Consider the following 19542-nt stretch of genomic DNA (forward strand, 5'->3'; position numbering starts at 1 on the left):
ATTGAGACGGTGCCGCTGGAAGCGGCCGCAGATGCCGTGCGGCGCATGCGATCGGGCGACGTGAAGTTCCGGATGGTGCTCGCGATGAAGGACGCAGCTCATGCGCATCAATGACGATTTCTCCCGCCCTACAATCGTTCACGCCGCACGGCAGGACTGGGTGCCCAGCCCGGCGGCTGGCGTCGACCGGCGCATGCTTTTCAGGATCGGCGACGAGGTGGCGCGCGCCACCTCCATCGTCCGTTATGCCCCGGGCAGTGCCTTTCCGCGGCACACCCATGGCGGCGGTGAGGAGATCGTCGTTCTCGACGGCGTCTTCCAGGACGAGCACGACGACTATCCCACCGGCAGCTATTTTCGCAATCCGCCCGGAACCTCGCATGTTCCCGCATCGCGCGATGGCTGCACCATCTTCGTGCGCCTCTGGCAGTTCCGCGCAGGCGACGTCGAGCAGGTCGTCCGTCAGCCCGGAGAAGGCCGCAGCGTTCCACCCCGCGCCGGCGCGGCTTCGGCCACGGTGCTGTTCGACGACGGCCGTGAAGAGGTCCGTCTGGAAGAATGGCGAGCGGGCGAGCGGGTGACGGTCGAGAACAGCCGCGGGCTCGAATTCCTCGTGCTTGCAGGGGAGCTTGGCGTCGGCGGAGAGCGGCTGGAGCCGCAGAGCTGGGGGACGCCTGCCCGCGGGAACAAAGCTCGACGCTACCATCGGCCCGCAGGGTGCAAGACTCTGGATCCGGAACGCGCCCCTGCTGCACCCTGACGTTCTGTCCCTCCCCGAGCCCCGAATATGACCAGATGGCGTGATCGTTAACTCGAGGTATCGGAGAGGATCCGGTTACCTTTGCGCAGCGTGATCCGTCGCTGAGGATGCTCGTCTCTGGCGGCTTGAAAAATGGCGCGGGCAAGCTGGGCGGTGACCGCCCGGGCGAGGACCCGTTCGATGATCTCCTGGCTTTCAGCATGCCAGAGTTCGACGCGATAAGGCAGCGCTTCAGCCGACCGGGAAGAGTTGGCGCTCCGTGTCATAGACAGGCCCCTGCCTAGTTCGTCGGACCGTTCCATCTCGAAACAAAATTGTTCTTGTGCCGCAGGGTGACGTAGCGGTCTGGATGCTCGCGCGTCGCGGCGTAATAGGCTGCGTAGCCGATGCTAGCGTTTGCCGTGACGGCCAGGACTTGCTCGACGCCGTTCTTGTCGGCGTTCCACAACTCGACCCTATAGGGCAGTTCGTCGTGCTCGGCCGAACCGAGTTCGTGCGAGGCCGGATTCTCTTCATCGTCTCCAGGCTCGTTTTCCGGAGCAAAACTGTAGAGATAGCCCGGGCTTTTGAGGTTGAATGCGAGAGCAGATGAGTATGTTGCCATGGGTCCAAGCTTGTTGCGATGTCAGATCGCCGCGCCTATGCTGCGAGACGTGCCGTCCGACGAACTGCTGAATGCTAGCGCACAACGCGGGTTCGACAATGCCACTGACCACAACCGACGCGCAACATCTTTCCGACAGCCATCGCCTCGAGCTTTTCATCGACGCCGTTGCTGACTATGCGATCTACACCCTCGACGCCGACGGCTACATCACAGGTTGGAATGCGGGCGCCGAGAAGATCAAGGGCTACGCCGCGTCCGAAATCCTGGGCCAGCATTTCTCCCGGTTCTTCACAATCGAAGATCAGGCGAATGCCGTGCCGGAAAGGATGCTTGCCGCGGCGCGGGCAGACGGACGGTACGAGGCCGAAGGCTGGCGGGTACGCAAGGACGGTACCCGGTTTTGGTCGAACGCCGTCGTTCAACGGGTCGTCGACCAGAACGGCGTCTTCTTGGGCTATGCAAAGATCACGCGCGATATCACGGAGCGCGTCGCCGCGCACGAGACGCTGCTGCAAAGCGAACGGCGTTTCCGCATCCTGGTCGACGGCGTGGTCGACTACGCCATTTATATGCTCGATCCAAGCGGCATGATCACCAACTGGAATGCGGGCGCCGAGCGGCTCAAAGGCTATACCGCCGACGAAATAATCGGCCAGCATTTCTCCAAATTCTACCCGCGCGAGGAGCGCGCAAAAGGCACGCCGCTCCGTGTCCTCGAAACCGCCGCCCGGGATGGACGCTATGAAGGCGAAGGCTGGCGTGTACGCAAGGATGGCAGCCGTTTCTGGGCTTCCGCCGTCGTCCACCCGATCCGCGACGACGCAGGCCGACTCGAGGGGTTCGCCAAGGTTACCCGCGACATCACGGAGCGTCGGGCAGCGCACGAAGCTTTGCGGGAAAGCGAGCGCCAGTTCCGCCTTCTGGTGAGCGGCGTGACCGACTATGCGCTTTACATGCTTGATCTCAACGGGCTGGTGACCAGCTGGAACGCCGGCGCGGAGCGCATCAAGGGCTATACCGCCAATGAGATCATCGGTCAGCACTTCTCGCGTTTCTACACCGAGCACGACCGCGCTGCGGGTTTACCTGCACGCGCACTTTATATGGCGACACGGGAAGGACACTTCGAAATCGAGGGCCATCGCGTTCGCAAGGACGGGTCGCTGTTCTGGGCGAATGTCGTGATCGATACGATCCGCGACGAGCGAGGAGAGCCGATCGGCTTTGCCAAGATCACGCGCGACATTACAGACCGACGCGATGCGGAGATCGCGCTCCGCCAGGCGCAAGCGCAACGCGCGCATGCGCAGAAAATGGACGCTCTCGGCCAATTGACGGGCAGCATCGTGCATGACTTCAACAACCTGCTCACGGTGGTCGACAGCTACGTTCGCAAGGTGAAGAAAGCCGGTGCCGATCCCGAAATGAAGCGGGCGACCGAATCCGTCGAGCTTACGCTCGAGCGCGGCGCCGCTTTGACGCGCCAGTTGCTGGCCTTCTCGCGCAAGCAATCTGCCCGTTCCGAACTCGTATCGCTTGCGGAGCGGGTGGAAGCCGTCCGCGGGATGGTGGCCGGTTCCATCCGCAGAGCAGTGAAGCTGGTCGCGGCCGTCGGGCCCGACATCTGGCCGGTCAGCGTCGATCCAGGCGAGTTGGAGCTCGGCCTCGTCAACATCGTCTTCAACGCGCGCGATGCCATGCCCGAAGGTGGGTTGATCACGATTACCGCGGAGAACATGCAGCTTTCGAGGGACGATAGCGCGGCCGGATTGGAAGGTGAGTTCGTCGCAATGCGGGTAACGGACACGGGCATCGGGATTGCGCCAGATGTGTTGCCGCAAGTTTTCGAACCGTTCTTCACGACCAAAGGGCCTGAGAAGGGCACGGGCCTCGGCCTCGCCCAGGTCTACGGCTTTGCGCAGCAGTCCGGCGGTGCGGTCACGATCGACAGCGAAGTCGACAAAGGCACGACCGTGACGATCTATCTGCCACGAGCCGATATGGCGACCGCGCTGCAGAGTGCCGAGGCGGAACAGCCGACCGTTGCCAATGTGGTACCGTTGAGGACGAAAGGCCCTTTCGCCAATCCAAGCGGAACTGATTGAGGTTTTGGCGCCATGGGCCGAATTGAGATCGATCGGCAGTCGCCAATTGCTTACGAAAAGCATAACGACGATGAAACCTTCAGGGCTTCGTCCAGTTCAGTTGGAGGAGGATCCCACGATGACCGAACCCGGCGAAAGCAGTTCCCATAACCGCATCGACGACAAACAGCTCGTCATTCTGCTGAAAGAAAAAACGGGCATTTCGGACGCACAAGCCAAGAGGCTGATAAAGGCTGTTGGACGCGATCGCCCTACGCTGTTGCGGGAAGCCCGAATTATCAAGGCGAGGCATTCGGGCGTCTAGTCTAAGGAAACGCCGCCCAAGCTGCCCGGCGCGCGGCTGCTCTGGTCGCGATAGCATTCTTCAGCTCCGGAGGCCGGCCGCAATTGCGATCGCACCTTACAGGTCATGCGATCAGCGTTTGGGCAATCCCGCCCGGATCAAGGCTTCGACCACCTGGTCCGCCCATTCCGGCGTGTTCCGGAAGATAGGCAACGCCCGGTATCGCTCGATCGTGAAGCCCGGCTGGGCGGCGAGCAACTTTTGCGCGGCCCAGCGGGCGGTCTCCAGGTCCCCGCTCATCGCCGACCAGGCGGCGAGGTATCGATAGGACATGATGATGTCGGGATGGGCGGCGATGACCTCGCGGGCAATCGCGACAGCCTCGGAAAGAGAGCCAGCCTTGGCCATGGCTGTGGCCATTCCCAGTTTCATGTTGAATGCGAGTGGATCCATTGGGCTCAGCGTCATCGCCCGGTGGAACCATTCCGATGCGCGGACGGCTTCGCCCCGGTAGATCGCGATCCAGCCACGGCGCGCCCATGCCCACGCATTGTTCGGATCAAGCGCGAGCGCTTTTTCGATAAAGGTGGCGGCACGCTCCTGTTCGCCGGCCATGCTCATGGCCGAGCCGGCGGCGGTCAACGCCGTTGGATCGTCGCCGATCGAGCCGGCAGCCTCAACTGCCGCGAGCGCCTTTTCCAGCTCCCTTTCCGGCTGCTCGGCCCACAGATATGCGGCATTCGAGGCGTGGCACCATGCTAGAAGCGCATGCGCGCGGCCGTAGGCAGGGTCGATGGCGATCGCTTTCGTAAGCAGCTCTGTCGCCCGGTCATTGGTGTCCTTGCGGCGACCCCAAAGGTTCGGGAAGGCCCGCATGACGAGGTCATAGGCCCGCAGGTTGGTCGGCGGCTTGCGCTTTGCCAGCTCGATCTCGGCACCGCGGATGGCCGGATGGATGGCGCCGGCCACCTGCGCAGCGATCCTGTCCTGGAACTCGAAAACGTCCTCGGTCGCGCCCTCGTAGCGCTCGGACCACAATTGTGTCCTGGTGTCGGCGTCGACCAGCTGCACAGAAATGCGCAGGCGGTCGCCGCCCCGCCGCACGGTGCCTTCGACCACGTAATTGACGCCGAGCTCCAGGCCAACCTCGCGCACATCGGCGAAGCGCCCCTTATAGGTGAAGGCCGACTGGCGCGCGATGACGAAGAAGTTGCGGATGCGCGAAAGTGCTGCGGTGATCTCCTCGACAACGCCATCGGCAAAATATTCGTCATCCGCCCCGCCAAGATTGTCGAAAGGCATCACCGCAACCGATGGCTGGTCATGCGGTCTCGCCGACGCGGCGATAGGCTGGGCGGTACCGAGCGTCGACGCCGTCTGGCGATTTCCGCTTCGCGTTTGCAGCGACGCCGCCAGTGACAGCGTCTGTGCCTCGGGTTCCACACCCAGATGCTTTTTCAGCAACGCGCGGCAGCTCTCAAACTGACGCAAGGCCGCGTTTTCATGGCCCCTCGCGGCATGGATGCGCATCAATGCCCGATGCGCCGGCTCCGCAGTCGGATCCGAGGCAAGCAGCCTTTCCGCCAGCCCTTCGCAAGCGGCTTCAATTCCGGATCCGGATTCGGGCAGCGCGAGGCTCAGCCGCTCCACCAGTTGCTGCGCCTTCTGCCGGTATTTCGCCTGATAAGGGCCGAACCATTCGTCCAGTCCGTCGGGAATGGCTTCGCCCGCAAGCACATCGCCACGGTAGAGATCTGCGGCGAAGGCGAGCTCCGCCGTCCCGCCTTCGGCGAGCTTCCGCTCGAAGAGCCAGATATCGGCTTCGTCCGGGCCGGCCGTAAGCGCAACCGCTTCCTGATCCCCGTCGATGGAAATGGCCGCGTTGCCGGCGGCGGGGAACCATCGCCTGATGTCGGCCAGCGCCTGCCGCAGGCTATTGCGCGACTGCGCATCGCCTCGTCCCGGCCAAAACCCTTCGCAGAGCCGTTCGCGAGCGTGGCCGCGGCGACCCGCCAGGACCAGGGCCGCGAAAAGAAGCGTCGACTTGCGCGTCGCGAAGCGGACGGACTGGCCTTCCGCGGATGTCACCTCGAGACCGCCAAGCAGCCGGATATGCACGAGCCCCTCTCCAGATTTCGAACGCGTCGGCAGAATAGCATCTTCGCCGGTCGATTTAACGCGGATTTAACGGCGGACCACCGGACTTCCCGCGACGGTTCACGCCCGGCTGAACAGCCGCAGATCGCGTGTGTGACAAGCTGCGACCGTAATCTGGAACGGGAGAGCAAAATGGCTCACACGGAAGTTCACGCGGAGACCCGCGCATCGAAACACCGGCTGCTTGGGGCAGCGTCGAAAAGTGCTGCGAAAGCAGTCGCTGCCTTCACAGCCTGGCGGCGCACCATTGCAGGGCGCAGGGCGTTAGCAGACCTGACGCCCGATCAGTTGAGGGATATCGGCCTTTCGCAGCCCCGGGCACCACAGTTCCTCGTTAGCGTCGGCGTCGGCCTGATGACGGACCTGATGTCAATGAGATGAGGTCGGCGACGATTCAAACGACCTGCGGCGCGATTGCCTGGGTGAGCCGGGTCGGCTGCGCGGCGCACCTGCCGCTTGATCGCGTCCCTCAACGCGGGAGCAGTCGAGAAATCTCGACCCGGGGCGCGAAAAAGCAGCGCAAATAGGGCTGATTGGTTATGACGTAATTATTCTCGCAGATATGGTATTGGCCGTCCGGCGATTCCTGCACCCGGTCTCGCGGGATGTTGAAACCATCGGGCAAATAAGTATAGCCGCCGTCAACCCTCGACTGCACCGACGACTGAGGTATGGCGCGGCAATCATGACCGCCGCAACACTTGAACTTCGTTACCGGATCAACCTTGTTTTCGTACCAATCATGGGCGTTGACGCCTGTTGCGGCGGCAATGCACACGGCTGTGAAGACGAACCTTCGCATGGCATTTCCTCGTATGCGGAGGCGCTGCTCATCGAACGTCTTGTATATTAGCGTTTGGCTGAAAATGCTATCGGTCCAGGCATGCCGACAGCCCCAGCAAGCAACGCCCGGCCTGAATCGCGGCAGTGGGTGAGACGAATTTCGAACCAGCCTGTGCCTTTCCCGCTCACACCAATCTCTGTCCGCCGTCGATGTGGATGGTCTCGCCGGTCATGAACGCGTTCTGCATCAGATAGAGATAGGCCGGCGCCACGTCGGCCGGTGTCGCGATCCTTCCCGCCGGGACGCGGGCGCCCATCTGGTCGAAATAGCCGGCTTTGGCCTCGCCGACGATCTCGTCCCACATTTCGGTGTCCACCCAGCCGGGCGAGACGACGTTGACGCGCGTCGGCGCCAATTCCAGCGCCAGCGCGCGGGCGAAATAGGTGAAGGAGCCGGCGATCGCCGAGACGACCGAGCCGCCGGGGACCGGCGGACGGTCCTTGTTGATGCCGGAGGTGAAGGTCATGGAGCCGCCCTTCTTCAGCGTGCGCACCGCGTGCTTGGCGAGCATCACGGCGCCGACCAGCTTGCTGTCGACGAACTGGCGCACGAAATCCATGTCGGTCCCGCCGATCGGATAATTGGGCGGCGGCGTGCCGGCGGTCGCCACCAGATGATCGAAGGCGCCGACTAGGTCGAACAGGCGGGCGACGTCCGCCTCGTTGGCCATGTCGGCGGCAATGCCCGTCACCCGCCCTGCCCCGGCGAGCCTTTTCTCGGCGGCCTTCAGCTTCTCCACCGAGCGCCCGACGATCGTAACTTCCGCGCCGCTTTCGAGCGCGGCCGCCGCCACGCCGAAACCGATGCCGGAGCTGCCTCCGACGACGATGATCTTGCTTCCCGCGAGCGTAGCCATGGGTGTCCTCCGTCTTCCAGCAATGGGTTGAAAATTACGCGCGGCCGGCGTGGGCCGCTTCGAGATCGGCGAGGATGATCCTGCTCATCCTGTACATCGCCTGCCGCGCCCGGTCGGCCTTCTCGCGGTCCGGGTCGCTCATCAGGCGCAGCGCCGGCTCGGGAATGACTTGCCAGTAGACGCCGAACTTGTCCGTCAACCAGCCGCAGGGCTTTTCCGAGCCGCCGCCTGCCGTCAGCGCATTCCAGTAATAGTCGGTCTCGGCCTGGTCCTTCGTCTCGATGTAGAGCGAGATCCTTTCGTTGAAGGGCGGCATCGAGCCGGCATTGAGCGCAGTGAAGCGCTGGCCTTCGAGCTCGAAGTCGAAGATCGCGTGCGGCACGGTCCTGTTGGTGCCGCCGACGAAGTCGGTGAACTCGATCGACCCAAGCGCCCGGCCGTTCCTGAAGACGGACAGATAGAAGTCGCGGGCCTCTTCGGCGTTGAGGTTGAACCAGAGGAAGGGGTGGATGGTAGCCATGGCGTCCTCGTTGATCTTTGATCACAAATCCTGTGAGGATTTTTGGTTGGAAAATGCGCAATGGACAAACCAAAATTTGGCAAGTATTTGTTACCAAATCTCACAAATAGAATTTCGCGCCATGGCCCGCAGACTGCCGCCGCTCAACGCATTGCCGGCCTTCGAGGCCGCCGCCCGGCACCTGAATTTCTCCAGGGCGGCGGACGAGCTCAACGTCACGCATGGCGCCATCAGCCGCGCCATAAAACATCTCGAGGACCAGCTCGGCGTGCAGCTCTTCGAGCGCGCGACACGCTCGGTGCGGCTCACTCCTGTCGGTGAGCCCTATGCGCGGGCGGTGCGCGAAGCGCTCGACCAGCTCTCTTTAGCCACCCAGACCGCCACCTCGCGCCTTTCGGGCTCGACGCTCAATGTCAGCACGTCCGACGGTTTTGCCGGAAAATGGCTGGTGCCCCGGCTCTACCGCTTCCACCGCGCGCACGGCGACATCGACGTGCGTGTCTCGACCACCGGCAAGCTGACAAATTTCCGCGGCGACGGCATCGACGTCGCCATCCGCTACGGCGCCGGGAACTATCATGGACTGACCTCCGAGTTCCTCACCGGCGAGGAGGTCTTTCCCGTCTGCAGCCCGAAGCTGCTGGAGGGCCCGCATCCTCTCAAGAAGCCCGAGGACCTCAAGCATCACACGCTGATCCGCGACGGCTACCGCATCGACTGGGCGGCCTGGCTTGCCAGCGCGGGGGTCGAAGGCGTCGACCCGAACAGCGGGCTCACCTTCGATTCCGCCACCTTTGCAGTTGAGTCAGCCGTGCAGGGCGAAGGCGTGGTGCTCGGCCGCACCATGCTGGTTTCAGCCGATCTCGCCACCGGCAGGCTTGTCCGGCCTTTCGACCACGCTCTGAAAGCCATTTCCAGTTTCTACCTCGTCTACCCGCCGGAAGCGATCCGCCAGCGAAAGGTCAAGGCGTTTCGGGATTGGCTGCTGTCGGAGATCGATCCGGGCTGAGTTGAGCGCCCGTCCACGCACCGCCTTGCGCGCGTGATGCCTTTGAGACTGCGCCCTCCTCCAGCAATCCAGCGCCTTCTCGCCGAAATATTAGCAATCGCTTCTTTGCAGGACAGGCTCGTGTTATCGTGGTTGCGGGAACGGCGGACGCGCCGTGAGCGCCCCCGTTTCCCTTGTGGGAGGAAACCAATGGCTCACTACGTATTACTGTCGAATTTCACCGATCAAGGTATCAAGACAATAAAGGACACTCAGAAACGGGCTGAGGCCTTCAAGGCGATGGCCAGCAAAAGCGGGGTCAAGGTTCACACTCTGTTGTGGACGCTTGGCAAACATGATGTCGTGGTGATTGCCGAAGCAGAGGACGACATTGCTGCGACCGCATTAGCCTTATCAATCGCATCAATGGGCAACATCAGAACCGAGACGCTGAGGGCATTCGACACGGCAGATATGACCAAGATATTGGCAAAGATGGCCTGACCGTTACTTTACCGACGTGCACTGCTGATCGAGGCTGGCGCCGGGCTGGGTGCTCGGCGCCTACCGCTTCCAGTTATGTCTCGTCACGCCAGATTTTGTCCGCTTCTCCCATCGGGTCTCGGCTAGGCGCGGATTAGCTAACCGCGAATGGACCGCCACGCGATTCGGCGAGGTTCCGACATGGAGCCTGCGCGATTGCGCTTTCCGCAGAAGGATACCGGCACTCGGTCCATCGACAGCGCTACCTGCTCGGCTTGGGCTCTTGGAATTCTCAAACAGGGCAACCGACGGCATGGGCGGGGGGCGTTGGGGAGCCGTCGGTCACCAGGACAGGGGGCCATGGAATCAGAAAATGCATAGGCCCTTATATAAGCATGCCAGCAATTCGCGTTCTTGGGAACTGCTTCCAGCTTAAAATTCAACCGCATATGGCCAAGAGTGCACGTTCGCGATGATCGTCATGCGGGCCGACAGGAACCAGATCGGCCGTTCCGCGTCATAGAGAGAGGCTCTTGTCGCGATCCCGGAGTGACGTCGATGGTCAGGGTCCTTCTTGTCGTTGCGATGGCGCTCGCACTCGCTTGCGGCGGGTCGCAGGCCGCCAAGCTGGACATGGACGCGGTCAATCAGGCCCAGTTCAGCGAGGGCGAGCCGAAGGGCGTCGATCCGATGCTGCTCAAGGCGCAGATCCTCCTTGATCGCGCCCGCTTCTCGCCCGGCCTGATCGACGGCCGCCTTTCCGACAATTTCGCCAGGGCCGTCTCGGCCTTCCAGGCGGCGAACGGGCTGCCGTCCGACGGCAAGCTCACGCGCGAGACCTGGGACAAGCTCGCGGCGACCTTCGCCAGGCCGGTGCTGATAAACTATGAGGTCACGGCCAAGGATGTGCGCGGGCCTTTCACCAGGCGTATCCCGGCCCGCATGGAGCGGATGGCGCGTCTGAAGCGGCTCGGCTACCGCAATGCGCGGGAAAAACTGGCGGAGCGTTTCCATGTCAGCGAACAGGTGCTGCGAATGCTCAATCCCAAAACCGGTTTCAGGAAGGCCGACATCACCTTGGTGGTGCCCGATGTCGGCCGAGGCGATCCTCCCGCGGCCGTCGGGAGCGTCGAGATCGACAAGGCGTCCCGCCAGGTGCGCGCGCTCGACCCGTCAGGCAAAGCGCTCGCGGTCTATCCCGCCTCGATCGGCAGCGAGGAGAAGCCGGCGCCGAGCGGCGCGGCGGAGGTGAAGCGCGTAGTGCACAATCCGACCTATCACTACAATCCGAAATTCGCCTTCAAGGGGGTCAGGAGCAAGCGGCCCTTCACGATCGCCAAGGGGCCGAACAATCCGGTGGGATCGGTCTGGATCGACCTCTCGATCGAAAGCTACGGCATCCACGGCGCCCCCGAGCCCGGCAAGATCGGCACCACCTTCTCGCATGGCTGCATCCGCTTGACCAACTGGGACGCCGAAGACCTCGCCGCCATGGTCAAGCCGGGCACGAAAGTCGACTTCAAGGACGAGACTGCGCAGGAAGGGCAAGTTCAGTGAGAGGCTGCCGGCTAGCGAGGCTGGCTGCATAAGCCCAATTTATCACCACGCCTAGTTTTTCAAGACGTTACATGGCCTTGCGCCGCCTGTAGCTTCGGCGGCGCGCTTTTGAAACTGGTCTGGAATTGGTGGTTCGATGCAAGCATATGCGAGAGTGGTGATCGTTGGCGGAGGCTGCGTCGGCGCCGGTATCCTGTATGGCTTGGCAAAGCGCGGCTGGACCGATGTGGCGCTGCTCGAGCGCACCCAGTTGACCGCCGGCTCGACCTGGCATGCGGCGGGCCTCATCCCGTCCTATGCCCGCAACATCAATGTCGGCCGGATGATCAAGAAGACCATCGAGATCTATGAAGGGCTGGAGGCCGAGACCGGGCAGCCGGTCGGCTGGCACAAATGCGGCCAGCTGCGCATCGCCAATTCCAGGGACCGGCTCGACGAGTTCAAAAGCTACATGAGCGTCGCCGACGTGCAGGGCATGCGGGCGCATTTGCTGACGCCGGCAGAGGCCAGGGAGCTCTGCCCGCTGCTCGACAACGCCCACATGCTCGGCGCCCTCTATCATCCGGATGACGGCCACATCGCGCCGGCCGACGTGACGCATGCCATGGCCAAAGGCGCGCGCGACCTCGGCAGCAAGGTCTATCTGAACACCGAGGTCACCGGGTTCAAGCGGACACCCGGGGGCGAGTGGCTGGTCGAGACCAACAAGGGCGACATCACCTGCGAGCACGTGATCTCAGCCACCGGCAATTACGCGCGCCAGACCGGCGCGCTGCTCGGCCTCGAAATCCCGGCGATCCCGATCCTGCATCAGTACTGGATCACCGAAGCCGTGCCGGAGATCGTGGAGCGCAAAAAGCAGGGACGGCCCGAGATGCCGATCCTGCGCGACGAAGGCTTCGAGGGGTATCTCCGCGAGGAAGGCGACGGCTTGATGTTCGGGCCTTACGAGCGCACCGCGAACCTGAAACTGTTCGCCGAGGACGGCGTGCCCGCCTGGTTCGGCGCCGACCTCGTCGAAGAAGATTTCGAGGCGGTGTCGTGGAACTGGGAGCAGGCTCTGCAACTGGTCCCGGCCTTGGGGCGCGTCGGCATCAAGGCCAATGTCCGCGGCCCCTTCCAGATGACCGCCGACGAGCTTCCCCTGATGGGACCGGCCTGGGGCCTGCCCAATGTGTGGCTGGCCGAGGGCGTGCCGGGCGGCATCCTGTGGGGCGGCACGATCGGTTATTATCTGTCGGAGCGGATCGTCGAGGGCGGCAACAGCCTCGACACCTCCGATCTCGATCCGCGCCGGTTCGGCGACTATGCCAACGAGGCCTGGACGCGCGAGAAGGTGCGCGAGGCCTGGGGCACGCATGCGGAGCAGAAATATCCTGGGCAGGACATGCCCGCCGCCCGCCCGCAGAAGACAGCGCCGTCCTATGACCGGCTGACCGAGCTCGGCGCCGTCTGGGGCGTGCTCAACGGCTGGGAGATGCCCAACTGGTTCGCGCGCGACGGCGTCGAGGCCAGGGACCAGTATAGCTGGCGCTGGACCCCAAGGGGAACTTCGTCGCCGAGGAAGTCCAGGCGGTGCGCAACGCCGTCGGGCTGGTCGAGATGACGCCGATGACCAAGTTCGAGGTGTCGGGGCCGAACGCGGCAGCCTGGCTCGACAGGATCCTGGCCAACCGCCTGCCCGCGGTCGGCAAAGTGACGCTGGCGCATCATCTGACGGCGGGAGGCGGCGTGCAGGCGGAGTACATGGTGGCCCGCCTCGGTGACGACAGCTTCTACCTCATCTCGACGCCGCGCGCGGAGCGCTGGAATTTCGACGACCTCTCAAGAGTGCTTCCCGCTGACGGCAGCGTCAGCCTGAAGAACGTCACCAACGATCGCGGCTGCTTCACGGTGGTCGGGCCGAACGCCCGAGACGTGCTGCAACCCCTCACCGAGATCGATCTCTCGAACGCTCAATTCCCGTGGTTCAGCGCGAAGACCGGCAGCGTCGCTTTGGCCAGCGACGTGCGGCTGCTGCGCGTCAACTACGAAGGCGAGCTCGGCTGGGAGCTCTACCACCCCATGGCCTACCAGCGGCAATTGCTGGATGCAATTCTCAAGGAAGGCGAAAGGCACGGCATGCGCCTCGTCGGGCTGCATGCGCTGGAGTCGCTCAGGCTGGAGAAATCCTATCGCGCGATGTATCGCGACATGAACCCGGAGCTCAATGCGCTGGAGAGCGGGCTCGAACGTTTCATCCGCCTCGACAAGGCCGATTTCGTCGGGCGCGACGCGGTCCTGAAATACAAGGCGAGGAACGACCAGCGCCGCTCGGTCACGCTGAAGATCGAAACCGACGGCGCCAGCACGCTTGCCTCCGAGGGGCTCTACATCGATGGCGCGCTGGTCGGCCGTATAACGTCGGGCGGATACGGCTACACGCTCGGGCATGATGTGGCGCTGGCGCTGTTGCCGGAGCGTCTGAGCAAAGCCGGCACGAAGCTCGACGTAACCATTCTCGGGGAATGGAAGGTCGCCGAAGTTGTTGCGGATTCGCCCTACGATCCCGGAAACGAAAGGGCCCGGATGTAGCGGCTGGTCGGGGCGCGGTCGGCCCGATCATCACTTCACAATGCCACGGATCGTTCCGCCTAGCCCTGCGTTGATGACAACGCAGAGAGGAAACGGCAATGGACGACGATCGGATCGAGAAGATCAGGCAGCGCGCCTATGAGATCTTTCAACGCGAGGGCGGTATCCTCGGCAATCACGAGCGGCATTGGCATCAGGCCGAGATGGAAATCGACCGCGAGGCGGCCCTGCCGCTGACTGCGGACGATGCGCTGCCTGAGACGCGCGAGATCGACAGCGCAGATGTGCTGACGGTCGAGGCGCTTGCGATGCGCACCGGCATATCGGGCGAAGAAGCGCAGGAGTTGCTCGACAGGCTGGGCAACGACCGCGCCGCGATCGAGCAGGCAGCGCGGAGCCTTAAGGCGCGGAAGGGGCTGTAGGTTCGGAACCGCAACGCGACCGGTTGGGGGCCGGCCCTGACGCAAGCGGCAGCTTATCCACCGGGCAAGCGCCGGCGGCGCGCGGCCGTCACGCCGGCATGCGCGTCGCATTGGCCGTGATCAGGACCGTTGCGCCAAGTGTCGGCGAGGATCGTGCCCGCCAGCGGCGGCTGCGGGACGGTCGGCCGGCCGTCGTCGCCTATCGCCAGGCCGCCTCGTTCTTCTTTTCGTAGTCGCTGAACGCCTTTTTCAGCCCACCCAACACTTCGGCGGCGGTTTCGAACATTGCCTTAAGCTGAGGTTCATCCACTTTGAGGATATCGGCGCGCAGGTGGTCCATCGTCTCCTGCAGGCGGGCCTGCATATTGCGCGTGTGGTGGCGCGGGTTCCTGTCGTCTTCGCTGGCCATGTGAGTGCTCCTTTCGTTGCTGATCCAACGCACCCGCCGTTTGGCGGTTGCCAAGCCAACTCACAAGGTTATTATCGGTTCTCGATATCGAAATTCGATTATGATGAATTGCCGGCGGTGGAGAGATGCAGCATCAGGAGCTGTTGGCAGGCTTCATACGGCTTCACATCCTGCATCATGCGGCCGTGGGCGATCTCTACGGTCAATGGATGATCGAGGAGCTGGCGCGCCACGGCTATCGCGTCAGCCCCGGCACGCTCTATCCGATGCTGCACGCCATGGAGCGCAAGGGCTATCTCGAATCCCGCATCGAGCGGACCGGCCGGTCGCAACGCCGCCTCTACACCGCCACGCCCTATGGCCTCGAGGGCCTGGCGGCCGCGCAGGGCAAAATCAGGGAGCTGTTTCGTGAAGTCGTGTCAGGACGCAGCGATGGCTGAACCCGCACTGGAATCCGAGCCTCGGGTCGGCGCGGCCTGGGAGGTGCTCGCAGCGTTCACAAAACTGGGCGTGACTTCGTTCGGCGGGCCGATCGCCCATCTCGGCTATTTCCGCGACGAGCTGGTGACCCGGCGCAAATGGATCGACGAGGAAGGCTATGGCGACGTCGTGGCGCTCTGCCAGTTCCTGCCGGGCCCCGCAAGCAGCCAGGTCGCGTTCGCGCTTGGAATGCTGCGCGCCGGCCCGTTGGGCGCGGTGGCCGCCTGGACCGCCTTCACGCTGCCGTCCGCTATCCTGCTCCTTCTCTTCGCCTATGGATCGTCGGCTTTCGCGGGAACGGCCGAAGCCGGTCTGCTGCATGGCCTGAAGGTGGTGGCGGTGGCCGTCGTGGCGCAGGCGGTGTGGGGCATGGCGCGAAACCTCACGCCCGACCGGGAACGCGCCGCAATCGCGCTTGCGGCAGTTCTGGTCGCGACCTTCGCGGCCAGTTCCATCGGCCAGATCGCCGCCATCGCCTTCGGAAGCCTGGCGGGACTGTGGCTGTGCCGAAGCGGTGGCACGCCGGCGATCGGCCGGTTGCATTTCCGCGTTTCGAAGGGGTTCGGCACACTGGTGCTCAGTGCCTTCGCCCTGCTGTTCCTCCTCTCGACGCTGCTTGCCGGGCAGGCTCAGGCCATTGCGCTGTTTGCCTCCTTCTATCGCGCGGGCTCGCTGGTCTTCGGCGGCGGCCATGTGGTTCTGCCCTTGCTGCAGGCCGAGGTCGTCCCACTCGGCTGGGTAAGCAACAATGCCTTCCTCGCCGGCTACGGCGCCGCCCAGGCGGTGCCGGGCCCGCTTTTCACCTTCGCGGCGTATCTCGGAGCGGTCATGGGGCCGGCGCCGAACGGCGTCGCCGGAGCGGCGATCGCGCTTGTCGCGCTCTCTTTGCCCGGGCTGCTGCTGGTGGTCGGAGCGCTGCCGTTCTGGGACGATTTTCGCTCCAGGCCCACGGCCCAGGCTGCCATGCGCGGCGCGAACGCGGCCGTCGTCGGAATTCTCGGCGCAGCGCTCTACAGCCCCGTCTGGACAAGCGCCATCCTCGCGCCACGCGACTTCGCGCTGGCGCTTGCGGGCTTTCTCCTGCTCACCGTCTGGAAGGCACCCCCGTGGATCGTTGTCGTTTCGCTGGCGGCGGCGAGCGCGATCCTTTTTTGAAAGGAGCAATGCCATGACAACAGTGAATGTTCGCTACATCGTCGATGATGTGGACGCGGCAATCGCGTTCTACACCCAGGCTCTCGGTTTCTCCGTCGCCATGCATCCGGCGCCGAGCTTCGCGATGCTGGCCAAGGGCGACCTTCGGCTGCTCATCAACGCAACGACCGGACCGGGCGGCGCATCGCAGCCGATGCCGGATGGCCGCAAACCGGAACCCGGCGGCTGGAACCGGATCCAGATCGAAGTTGCGAAGATCGAGGACGAAGTCACCCGTCTGAAGACCCTCGGCGCCAAGTTCCGCAACGATATCGTGGCCGGGATAGGCGGCAAGCAGATCCTGCTCGACGACCCCGCCGGCAATCCGATCGAGCTGTTCGAGCCGCCGGCCAAATAGGGGTCCGGACCGGCCAAGATTGCGGAGTGTCGGCCACTCCAAGTTGACAGGGCGGGTACATCACTCTAAGTTCGCGTTAGTGACGACTAACGCGAACTACTGGACAGCGCTCGGAGACCCGACGAGGCGCACGATCTTCGAACTGCTGGTCGAACAGCCTTGTTCGGTCAGCGGACTCGCCCGTGCGCTGCCTGTAACCCGGCCGGCGGTCTCTCAGCACTTGAAGGTGCTCAAGGACGCCGGGCTCGTGGCCGACACGCGCTCCGGCAAGGAACGCATCTACCGGATCGATCCGGACGGCCTGGCGAGCCTGCGCGCGGAAATCGACCGGTTCTGGAGCAAGACCTTGGCCGGCTACAAACTGGCCGTCGAGCAACCAACGGAGGACCAGGCATGACCAAGCAACCTGCACCCGCGCCCGTAAGGCACTCCGTCGTCGTCGAGGCGCCGATTGCGCGCGCCTTCAAGGTCTTCACCGAGGACTTCGGCAGCTTCAAACCCCGCGAGCACAATCTTCTCGCCGTGCCGATCGCGGAGACGATCTTCGAGCCTCGGGTCGGAGGCCATGTGTACGACCGCGGCGTGGACGGCAGCGAATGCCGGTGGGCCCGGGTGTTGGCTTACGATCCGCCCGACCGGTTGGTTCTGAGCTGGGACATCAGCCCGCGATGGCAGATCGAGACCGACCCGAACAAGACCAGCGAATGGGAAGTCCGGTTCACGGCCGAGACGGAGAACCGAACCCGGGTCGAGATCGAGCACCGGAATCTCGAGCGGCATGGCGAAGGCTGGGAAGGCGTGCGCGGTGGCGTCGACAGCGATCAGGGCTGGCCGCTGTACCTGCAGCGCTTCCAAGACCTTTTTCCCGGCAAGGCAGCCTGACCGTCGCGCAGCGGTCTAGGGCATCGCATCACGGAGCGAAGACAAGATGGAAGCCTATTGGTTCAGCATCCTCGGCGTGCTCGCGCTCTGCCTCCTGTCCGTGCTGCTGGCGGTCTATTCGGGCTCATCCAAGGGGTTCGCCGGAATGCTTTCAGGGCCGGTGATCCCGGCGGACGACGACAACCGGCTCTACAGGATCGACCGCGTGCACATGAATTCGGTCGAGGCGCTGGCACCTTTTGTCGTGCCAGCGGTGCTCGCGATGATGGTTGGCGTCGGGCCGGCCACCTTGGCGACGCTCGTCTGGCTTCACCTGGCGATACGCCTCGTTCATTTGGCGATCTACCTGCGTGGCGGCAATGCGGCCAAGGGAGGCAACATAAGGACGATCCTCTACGTCTCCGGAGCGCTGGTCACGCTTGCCCTCATCCTTGTGACCGGGTGGGCCGCTGCCGTCTGATGCCGTGGCTCTTCGACTGGCACTTGTTTGTGACACCCGCGTGCATTGTACTTTCCAGGGTCGAAACAAGGAGGCACAGGAGGAAGACGGCCCTCGCTGATCTTGTTGCCGCCCAGCCGCGGATGCATAGTGCGGGGTGCCTGGTTTTGAGGGCCGGCGGAAATGGCCATGAACGACGAGAAGGACAATCCGGGCGTCGCGGTATTCCCGCCGCTGCTGTTCCTTGTGGCGCTGATCCTGATGCTGGCGCTGCGCTATGTCTGGCCGCTCGCGATCGGCGGCAGGCCGCTGACCATGGTGCTGGGCATCGTGCTTGCCGCGCTTGCGATTGCCGTCATCGCCTGGGGACGCATGACGATGCAGCGCGGCGGCACCAATATCGATCCGACGAAGCCGACGCTGGCCATCGTCACCGGCGGCCCGTTCCGCTTCACCCGCAACCCGCTCTACATCGGCCTGATGGGCCTGCTCCTGGGGATCGGGCTCGTCTTCGACACCTGGTGGAGTGTGCTTGCCCTCGTCCCGGTCTCCCTCATCCTGCATTCCGGCGTGGTGCTGCGCGAGGAAGCCTATCTGGAGCGCAAGTTCGGCGAGCCCTACCGCAGCTACAAGGCGAGCGTGCGCCGCTATCTTTGAATGCGGTGCGGCTCGCCTGATCCCTGTGATCGGGAATCGACGGAGAGTTGGACGTCAGCCCTTCATCGAGTTGCTGTAGACCTGCACGCCGACGCGCTCGTTGCGCCGCCATCGCACCACGGCGCGATAGACGGCATCGTCGTCGGGAACAATGAGCGTGAAGCGGTCCGGCAGGTCCACATGCGAACCGACGCGCAGCTCGGCGCCATGTTCGTGCTGGTTGCGGATGGAGCACCTGATGCTGGCGTCGCCGGTGACGATCGTGGCCTCCTTCAGCACGAATTCTCGCGCATAAAGGCGACGCTCGACATGGGGAAAGGTGGCCATGGTATACTCGTCCCGAACTTCCTCGGCAGTGTTCAGCCTCCCCTGCCGCAACGTAGCACCATAGCAGCGAGGCGTTTCCGTTCCGTTAGCGTTTTCTAATCGCGGCCGGCGGACTGGTCCCGTTTCCGCACACCCGCGGCGCTTGCGATCGAACCAGAGCGGTCAGGTCTGGTCTCCAGCATTTTCATCGCCTTCAAATTTCTTCCGCAGTGCCTTCATGACGCGGCCAGCCATTCGGATGTCTTCTAGGGGAAGCCCGTCCGCAAGTGCGTTGACCCGTGGGTCGTAAAAGCCGATGGCGTCGTCGAACGTTTGCTGTCCCCTGTCGGTCAGCACGACAAGCTGCGCGCGGCGGTGATGCGGATTGGGCTCGAACCTGACGAGCCCTTCCGCCGCCAGGTCGTTGACGATGCGCTGCACGTTCTGCCGATTGGCGCCAAGATCGCGCGCGAGCCACGCCACCGGCTGTGGCCGATCCGCCGCAACGATGGCCCCCAATATTTGCCAGCGAGCGCTTGTGAGCCCCAGCGGCGCCACAAGCCTGTCGCCCCAAGTCAAGATCAGGTTGTTGACCCTGAACAGGTCGAGAATGAGGTCGGTTAAGGCATCCCCAGCGGGGGTTCGTATGTTTGCATCCATT

The 19542-nt window shown here is 63.7% G+C and carries 26 protein-coding genes and 1 pseudogene; 17 read left to right on the forward strand and 10 right to left on the reverse strand.

Translation table 11 applies throughout. From position 1 onward, the window contains the following. Positions 1 to 100: 100 nt before the first annotated feature. Positions 101 to 791 (forward strand): annotated as a pseudogene (locus EJ071_RS29030) (cupin domain-containing protein). A 16-nt stretch (positions 792 to 807) separates the two neighbouring features. On the opposite strand, the gene EJ071_RS29035 reads toward EJ071_RS29030, so the two are convergent. The 3 genes from EJ071_RS29035 to EJ071_RS39670 all read right to left on the reverse strand — a co-directional run bounded on the left by EJ071_RS29035 (position 808) and on the right by EJ071_RS39670 (position 1642). Continuing rightward, positions 808 to 1026, reverse strand: coding sequence for a hypothetical protein (locus tag EJ071_RS29035; protein WP_126100922.1), 219 nt, complete (start codon positions 1024 to 1026; stop codon positions 808 to 810). Between the two features lie 14 nt (positions 1027 to 1040). After that, on the reverse strand, positions 1041 to 1364 hold the full coding sequence (locus EJ071_RS29040) for a hypothetical protein (RefSeq protein ID WP_126100923.1): 324 nt from the start codon (positions 1362 to 1364) through the stop codon (positions 1041 to 1043). Between the two features lie 74 nt (positions 1365 to 1438). Beyond that, on the reverse strand, positions 1439 to 1642 hold the full coding sequence (locus EJ071_RS39670) for a hypothetical protein (RefSeq protein ID WP_245460399.1): 204 nt from the start codon (positions 1640 to 1642) through the stop codon (positions 1439 to 1441). On the opposite strand from EJ071_RS39670, the gene EJ071_RS29045 reads away from it, so the two are divergent. Next, positions 1547 to 3472, forward strand: a complete 1926-nt coding sequence (locus EJ071_RS29045) for a PAS domain-containing sensor histidine kinase (protein ID WP_245460362.1) — start codon at positions 1547 to 1549, stop codon at positions 3470 to 3472. The two genes, EJ071_RS39670 and EJ071_RS29045, sit on opposite strands and share 96 nt — an antisense overlap. 118 nt (positions 3473 to 3590) lie before the next feature. Next, complete coding sequence (locus tag EJ071_RS29050; protein ID WP_126100925.1) at positions 3591 to 3776, forward strand: hypothetical protein; 186 nt, start codon at positions 3591 to 3593, stop codon at positions 3774 to 3776. Positions 3777 to 3887: 111 nt separating this feature from the next. On the opposite strand, the gene EJ071_RS29055 is transcribed toward EJ071_RS29050, so the two are convergent. After that, positions 3888 to 5873 carry a BTAD domain-containing putative transcriptional regulator gene (locus EJ071_RS29055; RefSeq protein WP_126100926.1) on the reverse strand — a complete coding sequence of 662 codons (1986 nt, stop codon included), beginning with the start codon at positions 5871 to 5873 and terminating at the stop codon, positions 3888 to 3890. A 171-nt stretch (positions 5874 to 6044) separates the two neighbouring features. On the opposite strand from EJ071_RS29055, the gene EJ071_RS29060 reads away from it, so the two are divergent. After that, complete coding sequence (locus tag EJ071_RS29060; protein ID WP_126100927.1) at positions 6045 to 6293, forward strand: DUF1127 domain-containing protein; 249 nt, start codon at positions 6045 to 6047, stop codon at positions 6291 to 6293. Between the two features lie 88 nt (positions 6294 to 6381). On the opposite strand, the gene EJ071_RS29065 is transcribed toward EJ071_RS29060, so the two are convergent. From EJ071_RS29065 to EJ071_RS29075, 3 genes are all read right to left on the reverse strand, one after another. After that, positions 6382 to 6714, reverse strand: a complete 333-nt coding sequence (locus EJ071_RS29065) for a hypothetical protein (RefSeq protein WP_126100928.1) — start codon at positions 6712 to 6714, stop codon at positions 6382 to 6384. A gap of 166 nt (positions 6715 to 6880) precedes the next feature. Next, positions 6881 to 7612, reverse strand: a complete 732-nt coding sequence (locus tag EJ071_RS29070) for an SDR family oxidoreductase (RefSeq protein WP_126100929.1) — start codon at positions 7610 to 7612, stop codon at positions 6881 to 6883. A gap of 34 nt (positions 7613 to 7646) precedes the next feature. Then, a complete protein-coding gene (locus tag EJ071_RS29075) occupies positions 7647 to 8132 on the reverse strand; it encodes a VOC family protein (RefSeq protein WP_126100930.1) in 486 nt (161 codons plus the stop codon). 121 nt (positions 8133 to 8253) lie between these two features. On the opposite strand from EJ071_RS29075, the gene EJ071_RS29080 reads away from it, so the two are divergent. From EJ071_RS29080 to EJ071_RS29100, 6 genes are all read left to right on the forward strand, one after another. Next, entirely contained in the window at positions 8254 to 9141 is an 888-nt protein-coding gene (locus EJ071_RS29080; protein ID WP_126100931.1) for a transcriptional regulator GcvA, read from the forward strand. A gap of 189 nt (positions 9142 to 9330) precedes the next feature. Further along, positions 9331 to 9624: a GYD domain-containing protein gene (locus tag EJ071_RS29085; protein ID WP_126100932.1), complete on the forward strand. Its 294-nt coding sequence runs from the start codon at positions 9331 to 9333 to the stop codon at positions 9622 to 9624. Positions 9625 to 10161: 537 nt separating this feature from the next. Further along, on the forward strand, positions 10162 to 11160 hold the full coding sequence (locus EJ071_RS29090) for a L,D-transpeptidase (protein ID WP_126100933.1): 999 nt from the start codon (positions 10162 to 10164) through the stop codon (positions 11158 to 11160). A 136-nt stretch (positions 11161 to 11296) separates the two neighbouring features. After that, entirely contained in the window at positions 11297 to 12766 is a 1470-nt protein-coding gene (locus EJ071_RS39675; protein ID WP_245460009.1) for an FAD-dependent oxidoreductase, read from the forward strand. Beyond that, positions 12736 to 13734: an aminomethyltransferase family protein gene (locus EJ071_RS39680; RefSeq protein WP_245460010.1), complete on the forward strand. Its 999-nt coding sequence runs from the start codon at positions 12736 to 12738 to the stop codon at positions 13732 to 13734. The genes EJ071_RS39675 and EJ071_RS39680 overlap by 31 nt, the downstream gene beginning before the upstream one ends. Positions 13735 to 13832: 98 nt before the next feature. After that, positions 13833 to 14156, forward strand: coding sequence for a DUF2934 domain-containing protein (locus EJ071_RS29100; protein WP_126100934.1), 324 nt, complete (start codon positions 13833 to 13835; stop codon positions 14154 to 14156). A gap of 199 nt (positions 14157 to 14355) precedes the next feature. On the opposite strand, the gene EJ071_RS29105 is transcribed toward EJ071_RS29100, so the two are convergent. Continuing rightward, the gene (locus EJ071_RS29105) at positions 14356 to 14565 is read right to left on the reverse strand and encodes a hypothetical protein (RefSeq protein WP_126100935.1); all 210 of its coding nucleotides are present in this window, start codon (positions 14563 to 14565) and stop codon (positions 14356 to 14358) included. 125 nt (positions 14566 to 14690) lie between these two features. Between EJ071_RS29105 and EJ071_RS29110 the strand changes: the two genes are divergently transcribed. The 7 genes from EJ071_RS29110 to EJ071_RS29140 all read left to right on the forward strand — a co-directional run bounded on the left by EJ071_RS29110 (position 14691) and on the right by EJ071_RS29140 (position 18575). Next, entirely contained in the window at positions 14691 to 15005 is a 315-nt protein-coding gene (locus tag EJ071_RS29110; protein WP_126100936.1) for a PadR family transcriptional regulator, read from the forward strand. Further along, positions 14998 to 16200 (forward strand): chromate efflux transporter, encoded by a 1203-nt coding sequence (gene chrA / locus EJ071_RS29115; RefSeq protein WP_126100937.1) that lies wholly within the window; start codon positions 14998 to 15000, stop codon positions 16198 to 16200. The genes EJ071_RS29110 and chrA overlap by 8 nt, the downstream gene beginning before the upstream one ends. A gap of 13 nt (positions 16201 to 16213) precedes the next feature. Beyond that, entirely contained in the window at positions 16214 to 16597 is a 384-nt protein-coding gene (locus EJ071_RS29120) for a VOC family protein (protein ID WP_126100938.1), read from the forward strand. Between the two features lie 79 nt (positions 16598 to 16676). Next, positions 16677 to 16994 carry a metalloregulator ArsR/SmtB family transcription factor gene (locus EJ071_RS29125; protein ID WP_189521267.1) on the forward strand — a complete coding sequence of 106 codons (318 nt, stop codon included), beginning with the start codon at positions 16677 to 16679 and terminating at the stop codon, positions 16992 to 16994. Next, positions 16991 to 17479, forward strand: a complete 489-nt coding sequence (locus tag EJ071_RS29130; RefSeq protein WP_126100940.1) for an SRPBCC family protein — start codon at positions 16991 to 16993, stop codon at positions 17477 to 17479. The genes EJ071_RS29125 and EJ071_RS29130 overlap by 4 nt, the downstream gene beginning before the upstream one ends. A 46-nt stretch (positions 17480 to 17525) precedes the next feature. After that, entirely contained in the window at positions 17526 to 17939 is a 414-nt protein-coding gene (locus EJ071_RS29135) for an MAPEG family protein (RefSeq protein WP_126100941.1), read from the forward strand. A 168-nt stretch (positions 17940 to 18107) separates the two neighbouring features. Then, a complete protein-coding gene (locus EJ071_RS29140) occupies positions 18108 to 18575 on the forward strand; it encodes an isoprenylcysteine carboxylmethyltransferase family protein (protein ID WP_189521269.1) in 468 nt (155 codons plus the stop codon). A gap of 54 nt (positions 18576 to 18629) precedes the next feature. Here EJ071_RS29140 and EJ071_RS29145 read toward each other — a convergent pair whose 3' ends face one another. Continuing rightward, entirely contained in the window at positions 18630 to 18902 is a 273-nt protein-coding gene (locus EJ071_RS29145) for a PilZ domain-containing protein (RefSeq protein ID WP_126100943.1), read from the reverse strand. 162 nt (positions 18903 to 19064) lie between these two features. Continuing rightward, on the reverse strand, positions 19065 to 19541 hold the full coding sequence (locus tag EJ071_RS29150) for a MarR family winged helix-turn-helix transcriptional regulator (protein WP_126100944.1): 477 nt from the start codon (positions 19539 to 19541) through the stop codon (positions 19065 to 19067). Position 19542 lies beyond the last annotated feature (1 nt).

It is taken from the genome of Mesorhizobium sp. M1B.F.Ca.ET.045.04.1.1, from assembly GCF_003952465.1.
Classification (GTDB): domain Bacteria; phylum Pseudomonadota; class Alphaproteobacteria; order Rhizobiales; family Rhizobiaceae; genus Mesorhizobium; species Mesorhizobium shonense.